At 67.2% G+C, this 20,236-nt stretch carries 19 protein-coding genes; 13 read left to right on the top strand and 6 right to left on the bottom strand.

Translation table 11 applies throughout. From position 1 onward, the window contains the following. Positions 1-166 precede the first annotated feature (166 nt). The 7 genes from KOR34_RS16340 to KOR34_RS16310 all read left to right on the top strand — a co-directional run bounded on the left by KOR34_RS16340 (position 167) and on the right by KOR34_RS16310 (position 7,767). Entirely contained in the window at positions 167-1,180 is a 1,014-nt protein-coding gene (locus KOR34_RS16340) for a TIGR03000 domain-containing protein (RefSeq protein ID WP_146566149.1), read from the top strand. A 123-nt stretch (positions 1,181-1,303) separates the two neighbouring features. Then, positions 1,304-2,026, top strand: coding sequence for a hypothetical protein (locus tag KOR34_RS16335; protein WP_146566147.1), 723 nt, complete (start codon positions 1,304-1,306; stop codon positions 2,024-2,026). Further along, positions 2,023-3,036 carry an HTTM domain-containing protein gene (locus KOR34_RS16330; RefSeq protein ID WP_146566145.1) on the top strand — a complete coding sequence of 338 codons (1,014 nt, stop codon included), beginning with the start codon at positions 2,023-2,025 and terminating at the stop codon, positions 3,034-3,036. The genes KOR34_RS16335 and KOR34_RS16330 overlap by 4 nt, the downstream gene beginning before the upstream one ends. Positions 3,037-3,254: 218 nt before the next feature. Then, on the top strand, positions 3,255-4,268 hold the full coding sequence (locus tag KOR34_RS16325; protein ID WP_146567246.1) for an aspartate-semialdehyde dehydrogenase: 1,014 nt from the start codon (positions 3,255-3,257) through the stop codon (positions 4,266-4,268). 11 nt (positions 4,269-4,279) lie between these two features. Then, complete coding sequence (gene truA / locus KOR34_RS16320) at positions 4,280-5,017, top strand: tRNA pseudouridine(38-40) synthase TruA (RefSeq protein WP_146566143.1); 738 nt, start codon at positions 4,280-4,282, stop codon at positions 5,015-5,017. Between the two features lie 98 nt (positions 5,018-5,115). After that, positions 5,116-5,571: a hypothetical protein gene (locus KOR34_RS16315; protein ID WP_146566141.1), complete on the top strand. Its 456-nt coding sequence runs from the start codon at positions 5,116-5,118 to the stop codon at positions 5,569-5,571. Between the two features lie 84 nt (positions 5,572-5,655). Beyond that, positions 5,656-7,767 (top strand): DUF5722 domain-containing protein, encoded by a 2,112-nt coding sequence (locus KOR34_RS16310; protein WP_146566139.1) that lies wholly within the window; start codon positions 5,656-5,658, stop codon positions 7,765-7,767. 1 nt (position 7,768) lies between these two features. Here the strand turns inward: KOR34_RS16310 and KOR34_RS16305 are convergent, their stop codons facing one another. Next, the gene (locus KOR34_RS16305; protein WP_146566137.1) at positions 7,769-10,126 is read right to left on the bottom strand and encodes an outer membrane protein assembly factor BamB family protein; all 2,358 of its coding nucleotides are present in this window, start codon (positions 10,124-10,126) and stop codon (positions 7,769-7,771) included. Positions 10,127-10,413: 287 nt separating this feature from the next. On the opposite strand from KOR34_RS16305, the gene KOR34_RS16300 reads away from it, so the two are divergent. Beyond that, on the top strand, positions 10,414-11,745 hold the full coding sequence (locus KOR34_RS16300; protein ID WP_197531500.1) for a sulfatase-like hydrolase/transferase: 1,332 nt from the start codon (positions 10,414-10,416) through the stop codon (positions 11,743-11,745). 224 nt (positions 11,746-11,969) lie between these two features. Further along, positions 11,970-12,575 (top strand): LOG family protein, encoded by a 606-nt coding sequence (locus tag KOR34_RS16295; RefSeq protein WP_146566133.1) that lies wholly within the window; start codon positions 11,970-11,972, stop codon positions 12,573-12,575. A 49-nt stretch (positions 12,576-12,624) separates the two neighbouring features. Here KOR34_RS16295 and KOR34_RS16290 read toward each other — a convergent pair whose 3' ends face one another. From KOR34_RS16290 to KOR34_RS16275, 4 genes are all read right to left on the bottom strand, one after another. Further along, positions 12,625-12,990, bottom strand: a complete 366-nt coding sequence (locus tag KOR34_RS16290) for an SPW repeat domain-containing protein (protein WP_146566131.1) — start codon at positions 12,988-12,990, stop codon at positions 12,625-12,627. Between the two features lie 28 nt (positions 12,991-13,018). Beyond that, positions 13,019-13,702 (bottom strand): vitamin K epoxide reductase family protein, encoded by a 684-nt coding sequence (locus KOR34_RS16285; protein ID WP_228714665.1) that lies wholly within the window; start codon positions 13,700-13,702, stop codon positions 13,019-13,021. 2 nt (positions 13,703-13,704) lie between these two features. Further along, positions 13,705-14,844 (bottom strand): NAD-dependent epimerase/dehydratase family protein, encoded by a 1,140-nt coding sequence (locus KOR34_RS16280; protein WP_146566129.1) that lies wholly within the window; start codon positions 14,842-14,844, stop codon positions 13,705-13,707. Positions 14,845-15,067: 223 nt separating this feature from the next. Continuing rightward, positions 15,068-15,502 (bottom strand): hypothetical protein, encoded by a 435-nt coding sequence (locus KOR34_RS16275; RefSeq protein WP_146566127.1) that lies wholly within the window; start codon positions 15,500-15,502, stop codon positions 15,068-15,070. 267 nt (positions 15,503-15,769) lie between these two features. On the opposite strand from KOR34_RS16275, the gene KOR34_RS16270 reads away from it, so the two are divergent. The 4 genes from KOR34_RS16270 (at position 15,770) to KOR34_RS16255 (ending at position 19,195) form a co-directional block, all read left to right on the top strand. Then, entirely contained in the window at positions 15,770-16,684 is a 915-nt protein-coding gene (locus KOR34_RS16270) for a serine/threonine protein kinase (protein WP_146566125.1), read from the top strand. Positions 16,685-16,769: 85 nt separating this feature from the next. Continuing rightward, positions 16,770-17,729 (top strand): acetyl-CoA carboxylase carboxyltransferase subunit alpha, encoded by a 960-nt coding sequence (locus KOR34_RS16265; RefSeq protein ID WP_146566122.1) that lies wholly within the window; start codon positions 16,770-16,772, stop codon positions 17,727-17,729. A gap of 82 nt (positions 17,730-17,811) precedes the next feature. Next, on the top strand, positions 17,812-18,627 hold the full coding sequence (locus tag KOR34_RS16260; RefSeq protein WP_146566120.1) for a hypothetical protein: 816 nt from the start codon (positions 17,812-17,814) through the stop codon (positions 18,625-18,627). After that, complete coding sequence (locus tag KOR34_RS16255) at positions 18,617-19,195, top strand: M50 family metallopeptidase (RefSeq protein WP_146566118.1); 579 nt, start codon at positions 18,617-18,619, stop codon at positions 19,193-19,195. The genes KOR34_RS16260 and KOR34_RS16255 overlap by 11 nt, the downstream gene beginning before the upstream one ends. Here KOR34_RS16255 and KOR34_RS16250 read toward each other — a convergent pair. Next, positions 19,192-20,199, bottom strand: a complete 1,008-nt coding sequence (locus KOR34_RS16250) for a putative zinc-binding metallopeptidase (RefSeq protein ID WP_146566116.1) — start codon at positions 20,197-20,199, stop codon at positions 19,192-19,194. The two genes, KOR34_RS16255 and KOR34_RS16250, sit on opposite strands and share 4 nt — an antisense overlap. Positions 20,200-20,236 lie beyond the last annotated feature (37 nt).

Genomic DNA, 20,236 nt, shown 5'->3' with positions numbered 1-20,236 from the left:
GCATAAACGCCCTATGTGGTCCTTTTTACCCATGCGCCAAAATCGAGGAAATCGGCCCATATTGCTTGCAATGCCATGCTCCGTTGCTATCTTTATAACCGGACGGAGGTCCGCAGATTGCCTATCTTGTTGAGTCACCTAGGTGAGTTTTTGGAGCGAAATGGAAATGCTTAGTCGCAACATTTTTGAAACGCCTCGTTCGTTGTGGGCGACGCTTGCCGTCGGCGCTGTGATGGTGATGCCTGCCGACGCCGGGGCGTTTTGGGCGAGCCACGGAAGCTCGGGCAGCAGCGGCTCTTACGGCAGCAGCGGTTCGTACGGCAGCAGCGGCTCCTACGCGAGCAGCGGCTCGTACGCCAGCAGCGGGTCCTACGGCTCGCACGGCCCCGGCCCGCTGCGTCGCCTCGCGGCCCGGATCCACGCTCGCCACCACGCCAGCAGCGGTTCCTATAGCAGCCACGGCAGCTCCAGCTCGTCGGGCAGCTACAGCAGCTACAGCACCTACCACGGCAGCTCCAGCTCGTCGGGCTCCTCGGGCAGCTACAGCACCCAGGGCAGCTACAGCAGCTATGGCAGCTACAGCACCTACGGCTCGACCAGCCGTGCTCAGCGCGTCTACGCCGCGAAGCCCGTCACCAGCGAGAGCGGCAAGGGCACGCTGCGGGTGAGCGTCCCGGCCGACGCCGTGGTGTGGGTCAACGGCGCCAAGACGACCAGCACCGGCACCGACCGGCACTACGTGTCGAACGGCCTGGCCTCGGGTCAGAGCTACACCTACCGCGTAAAGGTCGAGTTCGAGCGTGACGGCAAGACCGTCACCGAGAACCGCACCACCACGCTGACCGCCGGCGGCGACGTCCGCCTCAGCTTCTCCGCCCCCCAGGCGCCCGCCCCGGCCGTGGTCGAGGAGAAGCAGGAGACCACCACCAAGCTGACCCTGACCGTCCCGACCGACGCCAAGGTGACGCTGGCCGGCACCGACACCCGCCAGACCGGCGAGGTCCGCGAGTTCGCCACCACCCGCCTGCCCGCTGGGCAGACCTGGGAGGACTATGTTGTCCGGGTCGAGTTCGACCAGGACGGCAAGCACAAGGTGGTCGAGCGGAGCATCACGCTCCGCGGAGGCGAGGACCAGCAGCTTGATTTCAACGCCGTTGTCCCGACGCTAGCATCCAACTGACGCTAGCGGACCCGCGTGACAAGCGGCCAAAGAGTCACGACCCCGCACCGGCATTGACCGGTGCGGGGTTTTTTCATTTGCTACGCAGGCAACACCAACGCCTCCTCCCGCCAGCGACGCCCCGTGGCCAAGAACAAGCCGACCGACCAGGCCGAGCCCAAGCCGAAGCGGGCCCCCAAGCCGAAGCCCGCGCCCGGGCCGTGGCCATTCCCGTACTGGCTGCGGTTGTGCCTGTCGGTGTGGCTGGCGTGGCACATGTTCGTGGTGTTCATGGCGCCGCTGTCGCTGCAGCCCAAGACCTCGCTGCTCACCGAGACCATCGCGCAGTCGAAGCTGATCCGCTGGTACTCCGACCCGCTGTACCTCAACGGCGGCTACTCGTTCTTCAGCCCCGACCCTCCGCCCGGAGGGCGGGTCTACCGCTACACCGTTTACGGCGAGGGGAACCAGCCGATCGCCGAGGGCGAGTTCCCCAACCGGGCGAATCCAAACCACGCCACGCAGTGGCCGCGGCTGTGGTACCACCGGCACATGATGCTGGTCGACCAGTCGACCTTCGCGCCGCTCGCGCCCACCGAAGAGGAGACCCGCCGGCTCTTCATGCGGAGCTACGCGCGGCACCTGCTGCGTAAGCACGGCGGCCAATCGATCAAGCTGGAGAGCGTCACGCACGACCTCTTGATGCCCGACGGCGTGCTGTCCGGCCAGGACCCGACCGACCCGGAGCTGTACCGCTCGGAGCTGACCGTGGTGGAGCGGGCCGACCAGCTCGACCAGCCGCTGCTGCCGGAAGACATGTTCCAGCCGCCGGCCGAACTCCTCCCGCAGGGGGGCCCGGCGCAATGAACCTGATCAACCGAACCTCCCAGTACGTGCGCGACCTGTGGCGCGAGTGGAACGACTTCTGGTTCACGCCAACCGACCCGGCGCTGGTCTCGCTGCTGCGGGTTCTTGTGGGCGCAATGCTGTTCTACACGCACCTGGTGTGGTCCAACGGCCTGTACGACTTCTTCCACCCCACGCTGGGCTGGACGGGCGAGCTGCTGCCCGCCACGCAGCGGTTCCGCATGGGGTTCAGCTTCTTCGACTACATTGGCTCGGACGCACTGCGGTGGGCGGTGCACATCGCCTGCCTCATCGTGTTCTTCTGCCTGACGATTGGCCTGTTCAGCCGCACAATGGCGGTGCTGGCCTGGGTGGCTGCGCTGAGCTACGCCAACCGGGTCACCCCGGGCGGGTTCTACGGCCTGGAGAAGGCCAACTGCATGATGATCGCCTACGTGATGCTCAGCCCGTGCGGCGCGCGGTACTCGGTGGACCGGCTGTGGAAGCTGCACCGGGGCGCGATCGCCGAGGCCGCGCCCAGCGTGATGGCCAACGTGTCGACGCGCCTTATCCAGCTGCACCTGTGCGTGATCTACCTGTTCGGCGGCCTCGGCAAGGCCCAGGGCGACCGGTGGTGGGACGGCACCGCAGTGTGGTTCTCGGTGGCGAACTACGAGTACCGCTCGCTCGACATGACCTGGCTGTCGCAGAAGATCCCGCTCGGGCCGTGGTCGTTCGACCTGCTCTACCTGGTTGACCTGCTGACCACCGGCACGGTGTTCCTCGAGATCTTCTACTGCTGCCTGGTCTGGAACCGCTGGGCCCGCCCGTGGGTGGTGGGGTCGATGATCGCGATGCACCTGCTCATCGGCGCGGCGATGGGGATGTGGACCTTCGCGCTGATCATGATCTTCGCCAACCTGGCCTTCTTCCGCCCCGAAAGCATCCGCTGGGCGTGCGACCCGCTGGCCCGGCGGATCAAGCTGGCCCTGGTGGGCGACAAGTCGCCCGCCGCCCAGCCCACGGCCTAGCGTCCCCGGCCAGGGGCCCACGCCGGGCCGCCGCTTGCGACAGCGGGCCGTCAGACTGCGTGCCGAGCGCCCCAATCAGGCCCTGCCGGCCGCTCGCGGCCGTGGGCGCCCGCAGCTATAATGCGGGGCTGCGAGGGGCCGCTTCGCGCGAACCGTGTGGTCCGCCCATGGGTCCGTCGTCCACCTATCCGTCCGTTCCGTACTGGAGCCCGATCCCCGTGTTCGAGACCATCGCCATCGTTGGCGCCACCGGCGCCGTGGGCACCCTGATCCGCCAGATGCTTGCTGAACGGGACTTCCCGTACCAGCGCATCAAGTTCCTGGCCTCGGCCCGGAGCGCCGGCACGACGGTCGAGTTCAAGGGCGAGAAGCACCCGGTCGAGGAGCTGCTGCCGGACGCGTTCAACGACATCGACCTGGCGATCGGCAGCACCCCGGACGAGGTCGCGGCCGAGTTCTGCCCGTGGGCCGTTGAACGCAACTGCGTGGTGGTCGACGAGTCGGGCTACTGGCGGATGGACCCGAAGGTGCCGCTGGTGGTCCCCGAGATCAACCCCGAGGCCGCGCTCGCGCACCAGGGGATCATCTCCAGCCCCAACTGCAGCACCACGCAGATGGTGCTCGCCATGAAGCCGCTGCACGACGCCGGCAAGATCCGCCGCGTGATCGTCAGCACCTACCAGGCGACCAGCGGCGCGGGCGTGGCCGGTCAGCGCGACCTGGAACGCGGCTCCCGCGCGTTCCTCGACGCCGAGGACTACGAGTACGAGACCTTCGCCCACCCGATCGCGTTCAACCTGATCCCGCAGATCGGATCGCACAAGCACGAGGGCTACACCTCCGAAGAGATGAAGATGGTCTACGAGACCCAGAAGATCTTCGGCGACGACTCGATCAAGGTCTGCCCGACCTGCGTCCGCGTGCCGGTGAGCAACTGCCACAGCGAGAGCATCCTGGTCGAGACCGAGAAGAAGATCACGGTCGACCAGGCCCGCGAGCTGTTCGCCGCCACGCCGGGCATCAAGGTGGTCGACGACCTGCCCAGCGGCAGCTACCCGATGCCCAAGGACTGCGCCGGCGACGACGCCACGTTCATCGGCCGCATCCGCGAGGACCTGTCCTGCGACAACGGCCTGGCGTTCTGGTGCGTCAGCGACAACCTCCGCAAGGGCGCCGCGACCAACGCCGTGCAGATCGCGGAGCTGATGGTGAAGAACGCCGCGGCCGTGTAGCCGAAGTCCGGATGCCGCGCGTCAAACTCACCATCGCCTACGACGGCGCCGCCTACGCGGGCTGGCAGGTCCAGCCCGCGCGGCGGACCGTGCAGGGCGAGGTCGAGCGCGCCTGGCGAGAGATCACCGGCGAGGAGGTCCGCCTGACGGCCAGCGGCCGCACCGACGCCGGCGTGCACGCGCTGGGTCAGGTGGCCGGCGTAGAGACCAGCTCCCCGCTGCCTCCGGAGCGGCTGCTCCGCGGGCTCAACGCGAAGCTGCCCGACGACATTGTGATCGTTGGCGCCGAGCCGGCGCCCGCCAACTTCCACGCCACGCACGACGCGGTCCGCAAGACCTACCGCTACCAGATCCACAACAGCCGCATCCGCCCGCTGATGGACCGCGGCTATGTGTGGCACTACCCGCCGGCGGTGCTCGACGCGGCCGCGATGCAGGCGGGCGGCGACCGCCTGGTGGGCCGGCACGACTTCGTCAGCTTTGAGACCGCCGGCTCCGACCGCGCCACCACGGTGCGCACCATCACCCGACTGGACGTCACGCAGCGGGGCGAGCGGATCGACATCACCGTCACCGGCGACGGCTTCCTCTACAACATGGTCCGCGCGATCGCCGGCACGCTGGTCGAGGTCGGCCGCGGCGCCAAGCCGCCCGAGTGGGTCGCCGAAGTGATCGCCGCACGCAGCCGCAAGGCGGCCGGCCCTAACGCGCCGCCGCAGGGCCTGGTGCTGGTGAGCGTGGAGTACTGATCCGCTGAGGGCGGCTGCTGTTGGTTGTGATCGGCCGACCCGGTTTGGTAGATTGGGTCCGCTGCTAACCCAACCGCCAACCGGATTGAGCCGCCGCCATGTTCCGCTTCCTGTTGGGCGTTGTCGCCGGGTTGGCCCTCGCGTTTGTGGGCGTGATCGCCGTTGAGATGTTCAGCGCGGTGGTGCACCCGTTCCCGGAGGACTTCCCGTCGGCTGATGAGGGGGAGGCATTCCAGCAGGCGATCTGCCGCCACGTCGAGAACTACCCCTCGTGGGTGCTGGCCGTGGCGGCCGGCATGTGGCTGGAGATCATCTACCTCGGCGCGCTGGCCGGCACTTCGATCAGCGGCCGGGCGGCCGGAGTAACGGTGGCCGGGTTGCTGCTGCTCGCGCTGGCGTTCAACCTGTGGATGCTGCCCTACCCGGTGTGGTTCGAGCTCGCGATGCTGCTGGGGCTGCCGATCATGACGTGGCTGGCGGTCCGCAGCCCCCGCAGGGTAGCGCAACCGCCGACCGACGCCCCACCGAAATCGACCTCGACCGCGGCCGGTTGAAGCCGCGTTCCCGACACCCGCCTTCCGAGCGCGTTTGCTATGCATCAACGCTGTCGACGCTTCTCTGCCTGCGCCATCACTACGATGGTAATCGGTAGCCTTCTGCCGGCGGGGCACGCGGCGGCCGAGGGCACGCCGTTGACGCTCAATCTCAACTCCGCCAACCAGCTGGAGGTCCGCCGGGTCGACGCCGAGACCTACGAGTTCACCACACGGGGCGAGGACCCGTACATCTACCTCCGGCCGTTCGACCCTAGCGCGGCTCCGCCGGACCAGACGGTGCTGGCGTTCGAGTACTTCTCGCCAGCGGGCGTTGACGGGCTCAGTGTGTTCTACGGCCAGGCGCCGAACGCCCACCGTGAGGTGGCCGCCGGCAGCCTGCCGCTGGCCGAGGGGTGGCTGCCCCACAGTCTGGACCTGGCGTCGCTGTCGGCGGGCGAGTGGGGACGCGACCAGAACCAGCTCCGACTGGACTTCGGCCGCCGGCCGGGCGTCACGCTGCAGGTTCGCGGGCTCCACCTCCGCGCGCCGAACGCGGAGGAGCTCCGGTCACAAGAAGAACGGGAGGCCGAGCGGCGCCGAAAGCTGGACCGCGAGCACGTCATCAACGCGTTTTACGCCTTCGATGGGATCAATAACCTGCTCTCGTTCGGTCGGAGAGATCGGATTGAGCGGGTCGCGGTCGACGAAGAGCAGGTCGTCGTTGAAGGTGTTCGATCGGTATTGCACGATGATGACGTGCTGCTAGAGCTTGGTCCTCACATCTCCCTAGCGGACCATATGCGGTTGACGCACGGCAGCGCGGTGCTGGAGCAGCACGCGGGCGTTCGCGCGCACGCGCTGCCGGCGAAGGAGGGCCGGTTTGACGTGCGGTTGCCACGGGTCGACAAAACCAACGACCGCACCACCGCCCGCTGGGTGATCGCCCGGCCGCTTGAGGGCGGCGGTTGGCGGCTCTGCTCACACTGGAAGTACGCAACCGACCTGTCGGCGGCCGCCGCGCACGACCTGCCTAAGCAGACCCCCCGCGGGATCAAGGGCATGGGCGGCGTCAGTCCGCACCTGCCGCTCGAGGAGCTGCTCGAGTTGGGCGTCTGCAACGTGACGCTTAACATCACGCTGAGCGGGTTGCTCGACACCGAGCCGCACCCCGGCTGGACGAGCTTCGAACACGGCGGGATCACGTGGCACGTCAACGAGCCGGCGCTCGAGCGGTACGACAAGGTCACGCGCTTCGCGGCGGGCAACAGTATTGTGGTCAGTGGGATCCTGCTGGTCGAGTTTGCTGACAGCGGGTTCGCCCGGTTGCTCATCCACCCGGAGGCGGACCGCGCGGGCCACTTCGCGATGCCCAATCTGACGACCGCCGAGGGCGCCGCCGCGTACGAGGCCGCCATCGCCTGCCTGGCTCAACGCTACGCGGCGCCCGGCGCGCCGCACGGCCGCATCGCCAACTGGATCGTCCACAACGAGGTGGGCTACAGCTGGCAGTGGACCAACATGGGCCGCCAGCCGCCGATGCTGTACATGGACCACTACCTCCGCTCCATGCGGCTTGTGCACGACGTCACCCGTCGGCACGACCCGCACTCACGCGTGTTCATCTCGCTAACGCACCACTGGGACACGCCGCCCGACCCGAGCTGGAAGAGCTACTCGAACCTCGCGCTGCTCAACCGCCTTGCCGAGTCGAGCCGCGTCGAGGGCGACTTCGCGTGGGGCGTGGCGTACCACCCGTACCCGCAGGACCTCCGCAACCCGGCCGCATGGGACGACACGCAGGTGTCGGACGGCTTCGACACGACGCTGATTACGCCAAAGAACATCGCCGTCCTTGACCGCTGGATGCAGCAAGAGTCGATGCTTGACTCCAACGGCGACGTGCGCGGCGTGCTGCTGTCGGAGCAGGGATTCAACACGCCGGACTACTCCCAGCGCAGCCAGCGGCTGCAGGCGGCCGCGTTTGTGTACATGTGGCGGCAGATGCGCGGCCTCCGCAGCATCGAAGCGTTCCACAACCACCGCTGGGTCGACGCGGCCGGCGAGGGCGGGCTGCTGCTCGGTCTGCGGGAGCTGCCCTCGGACGGCCGCCCGTTTGGCGACAAGAAGCTCGCGTGGGAAACCTACCGGGCGCTCGACACGCCCGACGAGGCGGCCGCCGCCCGGCTTGCCGACGGCGTGATCGGCTCTGAATGACTCACGCGTCGACGGCCTGCTGAACCCGCGTGACCACGCCGTCCATCCCCGCAACCCACCACTGCCGCCCGCTCGGCGACGAGGTCGGCGGCGCGAGCACAAACAGCCGCGGCGTCGCCGAGTAGCGGTGCAGCACCCGGCCGTCGGCCGCGGAGAGCAGCGTCATGAGCCCACGGTCCGACACGCAGCACAGCGTCGGGTCGCCCGAGGGGCTCCCTGGTTGGCCCGGCCCTACCGACACGCCCCGCGGGCAGCGGCCCGTTTCGACCGGCTGTTCCCACAGCACCTCGCCGCCCACCGCGCGCCGTGACACGCGGTCATCCAAGTGCGTGACGCAGAGGTCGGTCGAGTCGCCGCCGATCGGCGTCACGCCGGCCGCCTTCTCCTGAACGAGTCCCAGGAACTCACCGCTCGCCGCGGCGTACCGCCCCAGGCGGTAGCCGCGGTCCACAATCCACAGCTCATCACCAACCAGCACGGGCGAGCCGTCGGCGGCGGAGTAGTAGCGGCTCTTGGTCTGCACCTGACCGGTCGGCGCCGCGGCCGACCAAGCGACCTCGCCCGACTGGCGGTCGAGTGCGTAGATCCGGCCGTCCCACGCTCCGCCAATCAGCAGGTCGCCTTCGGCGTAGTACGTGGGCGCGGCCTCAAAGGCGAAGCTGGCCACGTCCTGCTTCCAGCCGGGTTGGCCGCTGGTTAGGTTGATGGCGTGCACCGCGCCGTTGGCGTCGCCGAGGTAGGCGTGGTCCTCAATCACCAGCGGCGGCGCGAACAGCGGCGCAGGCAGATCGGTACTGCTCACCACCTCGCCCGATCCGGCGTCGAGCCTCCACAGCACCCCGTCGGAGTCGCCGGCCAGGACATGACCGCCTGCCAACGCCAACGAGTGCAGGATCTCACGCCCTGTTTGCCGGCGCCATCTGGGTTGCAGCGAGTCGGCATCGAGCGCGGTCACCGTGCCGGCGGTGTCGCCGAACAGGAGAGTGGCGGGCGCGCCGGCGGACTCGGTCAGCAACAGCGGCGTCTTGACGCCGGCGTCGTTCTGATAAGCGGCCGCGGCGTACCGGCCGGAGCGGTCGGGCAGCGTGAACTCAACTGCCTGCTCGTTCACCACACCCTGCGGGGCGACTTTCAGGTCGGTGTCGAGCGTGACCGCCTGGCCGGGCGCGGCGATGCGGACCTTGGCGAAGTGCCGGCCCGGTGTGAGGCCGTCGGTCGGGAGCGTCGCGGTGTAGTGCGTTCCGGGCTGCTTGTTGGGCGCGGGCTTCGGCTTCTTTGCCTTGCGCAGCGGTCGGCGGCTGGCGTTGTCATCGTCCACGAACGCAACCACCCGCGGGTCGGCGTGCGTGTTCACGGCGCCGATCGCCTCGACCCAGGCGTTGAGCCGCACCACGTCCGGGTTCTTCCGCGGCGTGCGGGCCCGCAGTACGGCGCGGTAGCCGACGGGCGCCGCGTCTAGCGGCAGGCGGAGCGTCGCGACGTCGCGCGGGCCGCCCTCGGCCGTGTCGTGGAAGTGGTAGCGGTGCGTCAGCACGCCGCCGGACACGGCCACGGTCGCGTAGCCTGGGTTCTTGCGGAACGTCTCCCCTCCGTTGATACGGGGCGTGTTCTGCCAGGTCTTGACGTCCACCTGGTGCCAGTGGCCGTCGAGCATCAGCCGCAGGTTGTGCCGCCGCAGCGCATCCCACAGACGCAGCTTGTCGTACTCGCTGGCGTAACCGGAGTTGCCGCTCAGCGGGTGGTGCAGCGACAGGATGATGGGCGTGTCGACAGGCACCGACTCCAGGTCCGCCCGCAGCCACCGCAGGGTGCGCTGGTCGATCGCGGGGAGCGGGTCGAGCGAGCCGGCCGAGTTCAGGCAGACGAAGTGCACGCCGTGCCGGTCGAAGCTGTACGAGTCGCCGCCGTGCCGCTCCCGCAGGTAGCGGCTGATAGACGACCAGGTGTTGTCATGGTTGCCGGGCACGCAGTAGATCGGCAGCCCGGCGCCTTCGACCGCGCGGTCCCAGTCGGACCAGCAGTCGTCCACAATGCTGTACTCGAACACATCGCCCGTGTGGATGGCGAACTCCGGCGTCAGCGGCCCGCCGTCGGAGGGGGCGGCGTCCGCGCCCAGCGGCCGCACCGCGCGTTCGGCGAACCAATCGAGCACGGACACGCTGCGTCCACCGTTGTTGTAGGCTTGGCCGCGTGGCCGCGGGTCGAGGTGCGTGTCCGACAGGTGGACGAACGCGAAGTCGGTCACCGCGCCGGCGCCGGTAGCGGTGGCGGCCGGCGAGGCTCTGCCGCCAACAACGAGCCTCACCGCAGGGAGCGAGGTTAGGAGCTGCGTAAACCGGCGGCGGGTCAATCCGAGCATCAATGAGACTCCTGCGGGGCAATCGACAGGAGTTGATGTTAGCAGACGCCAGAGCCATTGGGGCGCGCCATGCGGAACGCCGACGAAGCGGTTGGGAGCCGCCTGTGGCGGAGCGGGGAGAGAATCGCGAGAGTGACTGGCGCAATCATGCTACGATAACGAAACCAACGCTAAGGTACGGCGGCCGGGCCAGCAGAGCGGCTGGAGTGCCTGGCCCGCATGATCAGACTGTCATTGGCTCGCGTGCGACGCAACGCTGGCAGCCCTTCATTCAGAGCCCGAATCTGATGCTAAAGAAAATTGAGATATCTACCGCGGTGACCTTGATGCTGACCGCGTTCACCGCGACGGCCGCCGCAGCGGGCAAGCCGAACTTTATCGTCATTGTGGCGGACGACCTGGGGTATGGCGACCTCTCGTGTTACGGCAGCGATTCCATCCGCACGCCGAGGCTCGACAGGATGGCGGAAGAGGGAGTCCGGTTCACCGACTTCCACTCCAACGGCACGCTGTGCAGCCCCACTCGTGCGGCGCTGATGACCGGCCAGTACCAGCAGCGGTCCGGCGTGAACGGCGTGATCAACGCCAAGTCCGGCCGGAAGCAAGGAATGTCGCTCGCCTCGACAACTCTTCCTGAAGTGCTCAAGAAGGCTGACTACAGAACCGGACTCGTTGGCAAGTGGCACCTGGGGTACGCTTTGAAGTTCAACCCTCGCAACCGCGGCTTCGACGAGTTCGTCGGGTGGACGTCCGGCAACGTTGACTACTTCAGCCACATCGACCAAGGCGGCTACGAGGACTGGTGGCGCGACAGGCAGAAGACGCCCGAGGAGGGGTACGCCACGAATCTGATCACCGATCACAGTGTGCGGTTCCTGCAGCAGAACAAGGATCACCCCTTTTTCCTTATGGTGGCCCACGGTGCGCCCCATTACCCGTACCAAACGCCCGACGGGAAGGCGTTCCGCCGCCCCGGCGACAAGAGGGCACAGGTCCCGGGGCAGTCCGAAGCGGAGAAGCAGCGGGCATACACCCAGATGGTCGAACACCTGGACCGCTCGGTCGGAACACTGATCGATACCGTCGAGCAGCTGGGGATCGACGACAACACGCTGATCGTGTTCCTGTCGGACAACGGTCCGATCCCGAACATCGGCTCCACGGGCGGCCTTCGCGGCGCCAAGAAGTCGGTGTACGAGGGCGGGCACCGCGTGCCGGGCGTTGCCCGGTGGCCGGGCAAGATCGCCCCCCACACCGTTTCTGACGAGCTGGTGGTCGGTATGGACCTGTTCCCCACCCTCGCGCGGCTGGCGGGCATCGAGGTGAGCGGCACGGACGGCGTCGATCTGGCGCCGGTGCTTTTCGAGAAGCGGCCGCTGGCGTCCCGAACGGTGTACTGGAAGTACAGTCGCCAGGCGCTACGCAAGGGAGAATGGAAGCTTGTCGACGACGAGCTGTACAACTTAGCCGACGACCCGGCCGAAACGCACGAGGTTGCCGACCAACCAGAGCGGAAACGCGAGCTGCAGAAGATCATGTCGGCCTACAATGCCGACATCGACAAGCAGGTAGAAGTAACAGCCAGGTTGCTTCCAGCCGCCAATGATGCCGCAAACTAGCCCGACCTAGCTCAGTAACTGAAGGCATCTCAGGAAGCGATAGTGGTATCGATTGCGTTGCCAGTCACTCTGAGGTGGTGTGCATACCTGCTATTCAAAAGCAGCGGCCCTGGATTGCCCCACTTCGTGTCCTCATTAGTAGGATCCCTTCCGCCATCCGAGTACCGCCCGGTGCTCGACTCCATCCGCGGGCCAGACCCGCCCCACCGTCCTCCCTATTCTGAATGCCTACCACTACTACTCAGCGTGTGTGCGTGTACTGCGGATCGAGCCCCGCCTGTGATCCGGCCTTTCTGCAGGGCGCTAGGAGGTTAGGCGAGGTTCTGGCCGACGCCGGGCTGACCGCTGTGTACGGCGGCGGAGGGATCGGCTCGATGGGCGAGCTCGCCGAAGGCGTGCTGTCGCGCGGTGGGCGGATTGTCGGCGTGATGCCGCGCTTCATGGTCGACCTGGAGTGGGCCCACACGCGGCTCGAGGAGCTCCACCTGGTGGACGACATGCGGGTCCGCAAGCACCAGATGCTGGAGGGGAGCGCGGCGGCGGTCGCGCTGCCCGGCGGGTGCGGCACGTTTGAGGAGCTGATGGAGGCTATCACTCTCAAGCGGCTGGGCATCTACCTGAGCCCGATTGTGCTGGTGAACCAACGCGGCTACTTCGACCCGCTGATCGAGATGCTCGAGCGGGCGGCGGCCGAAAACTTCATGGCGCAAAAGCACCTGCAGATGTGGAGCGTAGTCGAACGTCCCGACGACGTGCCCGCCGCAATTGCCGACGCCCCCGCGTGGAGCGAGGACGCGCGGCGGTTCGCCAACCTGCGGGATCAGGCGTAGCCCGTTAGGTTGGCCGTGAGCACCGTGAAGATATATCGGTCGGGCGCGGTTACGCGTCGCCGGTGATCTGCTCGTTCAGGCGGGACCACGCGGTCGGGGGGCGGCTGGCTCGGTTGGGGATGATCGCGAACATCAAGATCATCAGCCCGGTGAGGATTGCGTTCTGCGCGATCGGCGTGCCCTCGCCGGAGGAGGTTAAGTAGTAGTGCAGCACCAGCCAACCGCCGCACAGGACCGAGGCTAGATGCGCATGACGCATGGGTGGCCAGTAGGAGAGCGACGCGAAGGTCATCACCAACAAGGCGGCCGTGAGGTGCTCGAACCACAACGCGGCCGGCGGGGCGGCGCCGTGGAAGATGAGTGGGCTGATGGCGAGCCAGCAGGCGAGCATGATTTCGACGACACGTGACCACATAGTGATGGCGGCGGTGTTTGAAAGGAAGCTAGGAGGACGCGGCGCGGTTGCCGGCGCCGATCGAATCGGGCGAGACCGCCGGGCGGCCCTTCTCGCCAATCAGCGTCTGGGCGATCGCTTCGAGTTGTTCCGACGGCCGGCCCCAGAACGCGTCCCACAGCACCTTGGGGCTGCGCGTGCGGCGCCAGGCCTGCCACAAGAACGAGAGCGACGCCCAGACCTCGTCGTACGCGAAGTACACGAGGATCAGTGAGATGATGGCCGTGATGATGCAGGGGAAGCAGTAGTCGCCCAGCACAAACGCCTGCACGCCGACCAGCAGTGCACTGACGATGCCCAGCGGGATGACGTCGATGCCGAACAGGATCACCATCCACGGCCGGTACTGCCAGCGGCGGGTGGAGCCGGCCAGGCCGTAGATGGCGTCGCCCAGGTAGGCCAGGGCGCCGAGGGCCGCGTCGGGCACGCGGAACCAACGGGCCATCCGGTGCGACACGTCCGAGTCGAGCACCTTCTGCGTCTGATCACCGAACACCGGGTCCCACACCCCACTGATCAGCCGCCACTGGTAGAGCGCCATGTAGGTGGCGATTACAAACGCGACCATCGCAAGCACGACCAGCGGGATCCGCTGCGACCACGCCGAGGGGTTGTACCCGAACCGGGCGACCGGCGCGTCCAACTTGCCGATGAGTTCTGGTTTGAGCGGCACGGCTAGGGTTGCTCCATCGGCGTGGCGGCTTCGTCGATCGCTTCCTGCAGCTTCTTGCCGAGCGGCTTCTCCGGGGGTTCGCCCAGCTTGTTGACCTCGTACCAGCGGCGCGGGTCCTGCTTCAGGCGGTCGATCATCTGTGGCAGGTCTTCATTGAGTGAGTGCTTCGGACGCCAGCCGAGTGTCTGCTTAGCCTTACTGCAGTCCAACGGGTAGTGGTCGTCGGCCAGATCGACCATCCAGGGCTTAATGAACTGCGAATCGGGGTCCATCCTGTCCTTCACCCAGGCGCCGGCTCTGGCGACTGACTTGGGGATGCGGCAGGTGGTCCAATCGTCGCCGTGGATAAGCTGGCCGAGCCGGTCCTGCAACGCTCCGTAGCTCATCAGGTCGTCTTCGGCGAGCAGCAGCACCTCAAATCCCTCAATGGCCTCCCGCTTCTCGATGGCTTGGACGACGGCGTCCACTACATCGTCGCGGTGGACGAACGGCTGTCCGTGGGACTGATCGCCGGGGTAGAGGTGGCTCTCGATGTCGCGCTCGTAGATACGCTTGGCCTGCTGCGCGATCGGGATCGAGTGGCAGAGCTCGTCGTAGACGCCGGCGATGCGGAGGGCGATGGCGGGGATGTCGCCGCGGTGCTTGCGGATTGCCTCCTCCGCGTCCAGCTTCGACCGCGGGTAGTCCCAGCCGGCGTTGGTGGGGGACTCCTCGGTGATCAGATCGCCGTCAGGGCTCGACTTCATCACCAGCATGCTGCTGCTGAACAAGAACTGCTCGACCTTGAACGTCTGCAGGCCGTCGAGCAGCCGCCGCGTGCCGTCGACGGTGAGTTTGTCGTACAGCGGGCTCGGCTCGCCAGAGAAGTCGTAATAGGCGGCCAGGTGCACCACGCTGGCCAGATGGCCGCCGCTTAGCTTGCGGAGCTCGTCGAGCGCGTCGCCCACCTGAGCGACGTCGGTCAGGTCGCAGTCGATGTAGTGCGCACCGGGCGTGGGGTGCGCGGGCGAGTCGAGGTCGATGCCGACAACCTGGTAGTCGTGCTTGAGGCGGTCGACCAGCGCGGCGCCAATTAGGCCGGTGCTGCCCGTGATGGCGACCGTCGGACGACTCTCAGCGGGGGCGGGGGACGATGGATTCATATCGTGTGATTGCCTTTCTCGCTTGGATGGCGGGGCAACAGTGCGTACAGATCTGCGAAGCCCAGTTGCGGGCCCGTCTCAGTGGCCAGGGGGCAAAAGAGGCGCCGGTTCGGCAGCTGGCGAGAGATTCGGGGCCGCTGACAGATGGCGCGGGCCGCAACGCGGCAAACCGGCCGCCGTGCGGCCAGGCTGATGGGTCTCCGACCGACTGCAGACACCACGGCTACGCCCGGTCGTGGCCGGCGGGCCCGCGGCAGTCGTCGTGGTTGTAGGCCTCGACCTCGAACGGGTTGTCGCGGTACGGGCGGCCGGAGCGGCAGAGCCAGAGCCACAGCGAGCAGCCGACATACGCCGGACCCATCAGCGGCCCCCACCGTTCGAACTGCCGGACGTGCACGTGTTCGTGCTCGCGGGCAATGTCGAGGGCGGCGGGCGTTTGACCGAGGATGGTGTGGCCGAGGGTCATGGCCATCGCGCCGCCGATGCCGGGGACCCGCTCCAGCAGCCAGCGGACGGCGCCGCCGTGGAACTCGATCGCGCCGCGGCGCCGCTGCACGCCGCCTCCGGTCGCCAGCCCGAGCAGCCCGACCACCGCGCCCAGCAGCGTGTAAGGGCTGGCCCAGATTAGCTTTATGGTGCGGGCGAGGAACTGCGGCACGGGGCGTTCGGCCTAGGCGGGCGGGGGCGGTCGGGATAGACTGGTGGGCTACAAATACGGGATGAAAACCGCGTTGGCGGAACGAACCATTGGCGGCCGGCGTTACCGCCGGCCCGCAGCCCCGGCCCGGCCGGGGCGTGAGTTGGCAAACCATGACGGTCCCCCGGCAGAGCCGGGGGCGACGGGCCATCCCCGAGGTTACCCGATCGCAGGCGCTCTCCGGAAGCACGCGGCGGGGCTTGGGGCGGCGGCAAGAAAGGGCGAAGTGTGGCTGCAGCGTCAGAGATGGTCGGCGAGTACCGCCTGTTCTACCTGATCCGGGCGGGCGCGACGTTCGAGATCTGGGCCGTCCGGCACCGCAGCGAGACCGACGCCTACGCCATCAAGCTCTTGAAGAAGGGCTCCAAGTACAGCCGCACCACGGTCGCGGAGCTGAAGCACGAGTACAACGTCGGCAAGGCGCTCGAGCACCCCGCGGTCATCCAGACCTACGACTTCGGCGTCGCGAAGGAGGGCGCCTGGCTGCGGATGGAGCTGTTCAAGGAGCTCAACATCAAGCAGCAGCTGGTCGCCTCCAAGCAGACGCCGGCCCTCAAGACCAAGCTCACCTACCGCATGAAGGAGATCCTCACCAAGTGCGCCGCGGGCATCGCCCACATGCACGACAAGGGGTGGGTGCACCGCGACATCAAGCCGGACAACTTCCTACTCAGCGACGCCACCGAGGTCAAGCTGATCGACTTCACGATCGCGTCCAAGCCGACCGGCGGGCTGGCCAAGCTGCTGGGCGGCAAGGCGAAGATCCAGGGCACCTACAGCTACATGGCGCCGGACCAGATCCGCGGCCAGGGCGTCGACCCGCGGGACGACATCTACAGCTTCGGCTGCATGGTGCACGAGCTGATGTGCGGGGCGCTGCCGTTCACGGCCAACAGCCCCAACGAGCTGATGCAGAAGCACATCAAGAGCAAGCCGCCGTCGCTGGTGGTGGCCGACAAGAACATCAACCCGGACTTCGCGGCCTACGTGCAGAAGATGCTCGCCAAGGACCGCAACGACCGGCCCGCGAACATGAAGGAGGTCCTGATGAAGATCAAGACCGACCGCCTGTTCTACCAGACCCCCGACCCGCCGGCCGAGGGCGCCGAGGCGCAGGCGGCCGAAGAAGAAGATCAGGTGTAAGCGACCCCTCGACCCACCGAGGGACCCTGCCCACAACTAACCGACGACCAACCACCCGGCGGGCGCCGCCCGCGAACGACCAGAAATGCAGCAACTAGAATTCGAGCAGCCGCTCTACGAGCTGGAAGACAACATCCGCGAACTGGACGCGGTCGCCGAGAAGACCGCCGAGCAGCACGAGCGCCTGCGGGCGCTGAAGAAGGAGCTGCTGGAGAAGACCCGCGACCTGTACTCCGACCTCGACCCGTGGGACACGGTCCGCGTGGCGCGGCTGCAGGACCGGCCCAAGTTCACCGACTACGTCGACACGGTGTTCGAGGAGTTCGTCGAGCTGCACGGCGACCGCTTCTTCGGCGACGACCGCGCCCTGCGGACCGGCTTCGCCAAGCTCGACGAGCACAAGGTGATGGTGGTGGGTCACCACAAGGGCAAGACCTTCAAGGAACGCACCGAGTGCTTCTTCGGCTGCGCCCACCCCGAGGGCTACCGCAAGGCGATGCGGAAAATGAAGATGGCCGCCAAGTACGGCATGCCCATCATCTGCATGATCGACACGCCCGGCGCCTACCCCGGCATCGGCGCGGAGGAGCGTGGCCAGGCGCAGGTGATCGCCGAGAGCATGCTTGAGATGGCCCGGCTGCCGACGCCCATCATCTGCGTGGTGATCGGCGAAGGGGGCTCGGGCGGCGCGCTGGGCATCGGCGTGGGCGACCGCGTGGCGATGCTGCAGCACGCGTACTACTCGGTGATCAGCCCCGAGGGCTGCGCCGGCATCCTGTGGAAGAGCCACGACTTCGCCGAGAACGCCGCCCGCGCGCTGCGTCTGACGTCCAAGCACCTGAGCGACCTGGGCGTCATCGACGACGTGATCGAGGAGCCGGTCGGCGGCGCCCACCGCGACCACTACCAGATGGCGTCGCGGCTGAAGATGTACCTCGCCAAGACTCTCCGCGAGCTGGTCGACACCCCGACCGACGAGCTGCTGTCGCAGCGGTACGAGAAGTTCCGCAAGATGGGGCAGTTCCTGGAAGAGGCGTCGGGCTAGCTTCGGCGCGGCGGTGCTGAGTGATCCGAGGTTGGCGCGCAACTACTCTTGCGGGGCAATGCTTGGACCTAGGACGGCCGCCATGAAGCGGAGCACGCTGTGGGTGACGACCTGCCTGGTGGTCGTCTTGGCGATGCTGCTTGCAGCACTTTTTTCACGCTCACTGTCCCAACGCCGGGCGGTGGCGGCATTGCTTGCTGTCGACAAGACTTCGGTGTCATCGGCGATGGAGGGGCCAAGTGATCTGCTGGGCTACCCACACTGGAACCTCTTGCAAGGCTACACCGACGCGATCGACAACATTAGTCTGCGGAGCGACGAGACTGCGGATCTATTCGTCGAGAACCTCAGTGTGTTCGACGACATTTCCATACTGACCATGTGGGCAAACGTGAGCGACCAGAGTGTGCAACGCGTCGCTGAGGCGCTCGTTGCAAGGGGCCAGACGATCGACGGCCTCCTGTGTAGGTCATCCGTCAGCAGTCAGCGCGTGCTGGATGCTGTGCTTTCCGCTCCAAGCAATGCCCTCATGCTTGTCGACGTTGGTTTTGCCGGCCCCGACCTTTCACGTCTACAGGGATGCACCGGACTTCAGTATCTCACGATCGACGGACGCGGCGGTGGTAGCAACAAGTCCGGCTTAAGCGACACGAGCAACTTTGATGAGGAGGCGCTGTCGGCGATACTGCATTGCCCCTCTCTGAACTACCTATCGCTATATCATTTGTCGGTATCAGACGAGCTGGCAAGTGGGCTCGCACAGTCGAATACGATCATGCAGATTCGATTGCAGGAGTGTTCGATTTCGCGCGAGTCGCTCCAGGCACTAAAGAAAGCGATCCCGCGCACGACGAGTTTCGTGCTCGTCAACGGAGTGGAGATCGAGGTTGACGAGTAAACTCGCCATTGCGGCACTAGCGGCGCCGCTGATTGCCTGGGCTTGGCTCGCGATGCTCCTCACCCACGAGCTGGGCCACGTCGTGGCGGTCCCGCTCACCGGCGGCGAGCTGGCCTACGTGAACCTCTACCCGGGGCAGATCCCCAGCACGCTGGCAGGGCCCAACCCCCGGCCGGCGGTGGTGCTGTGGGCGGGGTTCTTGTCGGGATGGCTGCTCCCGCTGCTGGTAGCGGTCGCCGTGAGCCGGTGGCGGAGCATGGCGCCGTTCGCCTGGGGATGGGCGGGGTTCTGCTGGCTGGCCGGCGGCGTCTACCTGGCGTTCGGCGGGCTCGAGCGGTACGCCGACACGGCCCAACTCATCACGCTCGGCTGGCCCGGCTGGCCGCTGGTTCCGCTCGGTCTGGCGGTCGCGGCCGTAGGGTACTGGCGGTGCCGCCGCTCCTGGCCAGAGGTCGTAAAGGCCAGGGCGACCGGGCGCGGGGTTGTCGTTGCCTGGCTGGCGGTAGCCGCGTGGGTGGCCGTGCAGCAGCTGCTCGCCGCGAAGGTGGCGGTTGCCGTCCAGGGCTAGCCGGTCGCCAGCAGCACGGCCTCCGACGGGAACAGCCCGTGCACGAATCGCAGCTTCTCGACCACCGGCGGGCTGACCACCTCGGGCACTAGGTCGGTGAGGCCCATGGTGCGGTTGATCTCGTTCAGCGCGATGCCGGCCTTGAGGTAGCCGGCCAGCAGCTCGTCCAGGTCGGCGCCGCGCCGCACCGACAGCGGCGTCACCTGGTGCTCCAGCGTGTCGAGCACCGCCCGCATGTCGAGGTAGAAGCCCATGGTCTCGGCGAAGTCCTCCCAGGGGTGGCTCGACGCGTACTGGCTGATGAACCGCGCCTGCCAGTCGGCCGGCGGGCCTTCGGCGTAGTAGCGGTCCATCGCCTCGCCGTAGGGCGGGTCTCGGTGGTCGCCGAACAGCTTGATGCAGGCGTCCGGGCGGTCGTTCTCCACCAGCCGCATCCAGAGGAAGTGGCCGACCTCGTGCCGGAAGTGACCGATGACGGTCCGGTGGGGCTCGCCGAACTGCTGCCGCCCCTTCGCACGCACGACCGGGTCGGCCTCCTCCAGGTTAATGGTGATCACGCCGTCCGCGTGGCCGGTGATGATGTGCTTGCCCGGCGTGTCTGCCAGGAAGCGGAACGACAGCGGCGGGTCGGCGGTGAGCTGTTCGCGGCTGACGCCCACCTGCGCCAGCTCGTACAGCAGGCGTCGCTTGCCGGCTTCCAGCACCCGCCACTGGGTAAGCTGGGTTGGGTCGTTCGGGTCGGGGACGTCGGTTGTGGTCTGGCAGCTCAGGCAGAGCGGTTGGTCGCCGTCTGCAGGGACGAGGCAGTTGCAGACCTGGTAGGCGGCGCGGTTGGCGCAGGGCTGCAGCGTCTGGCTGCAGCCGGGTGCGTCGCACTCGCCGCTCGGCGAGATGGAGGTGACCGCCGCGCACGCGTCGCACCAACCGACGGTGCGACTGCACGCCGAGCAGTGCGTGTTGTTGAAGAACAGCTTGTTACCGCACGAGCAGTCGTAGGTTTGCATGCGTGGCTCGACAGCGTTTGGGGAAACGGGATTCGCC

It is taken from the genome of Posidoniimonas corsicana, assembly GCF_007859765.1.
Classification (GTDB): Bacteria; Planctomycetota; Planctomycetia; order Pirellulales; family Lacipirellulaceae; genus Posidoniimonas; species Posidoniimonas corsicana.
The sequence above is the reverse complement of the archived record's forward strand: the minus strand, read 5'-3'. Positions and strand labels throughout refer to the sequence as shown.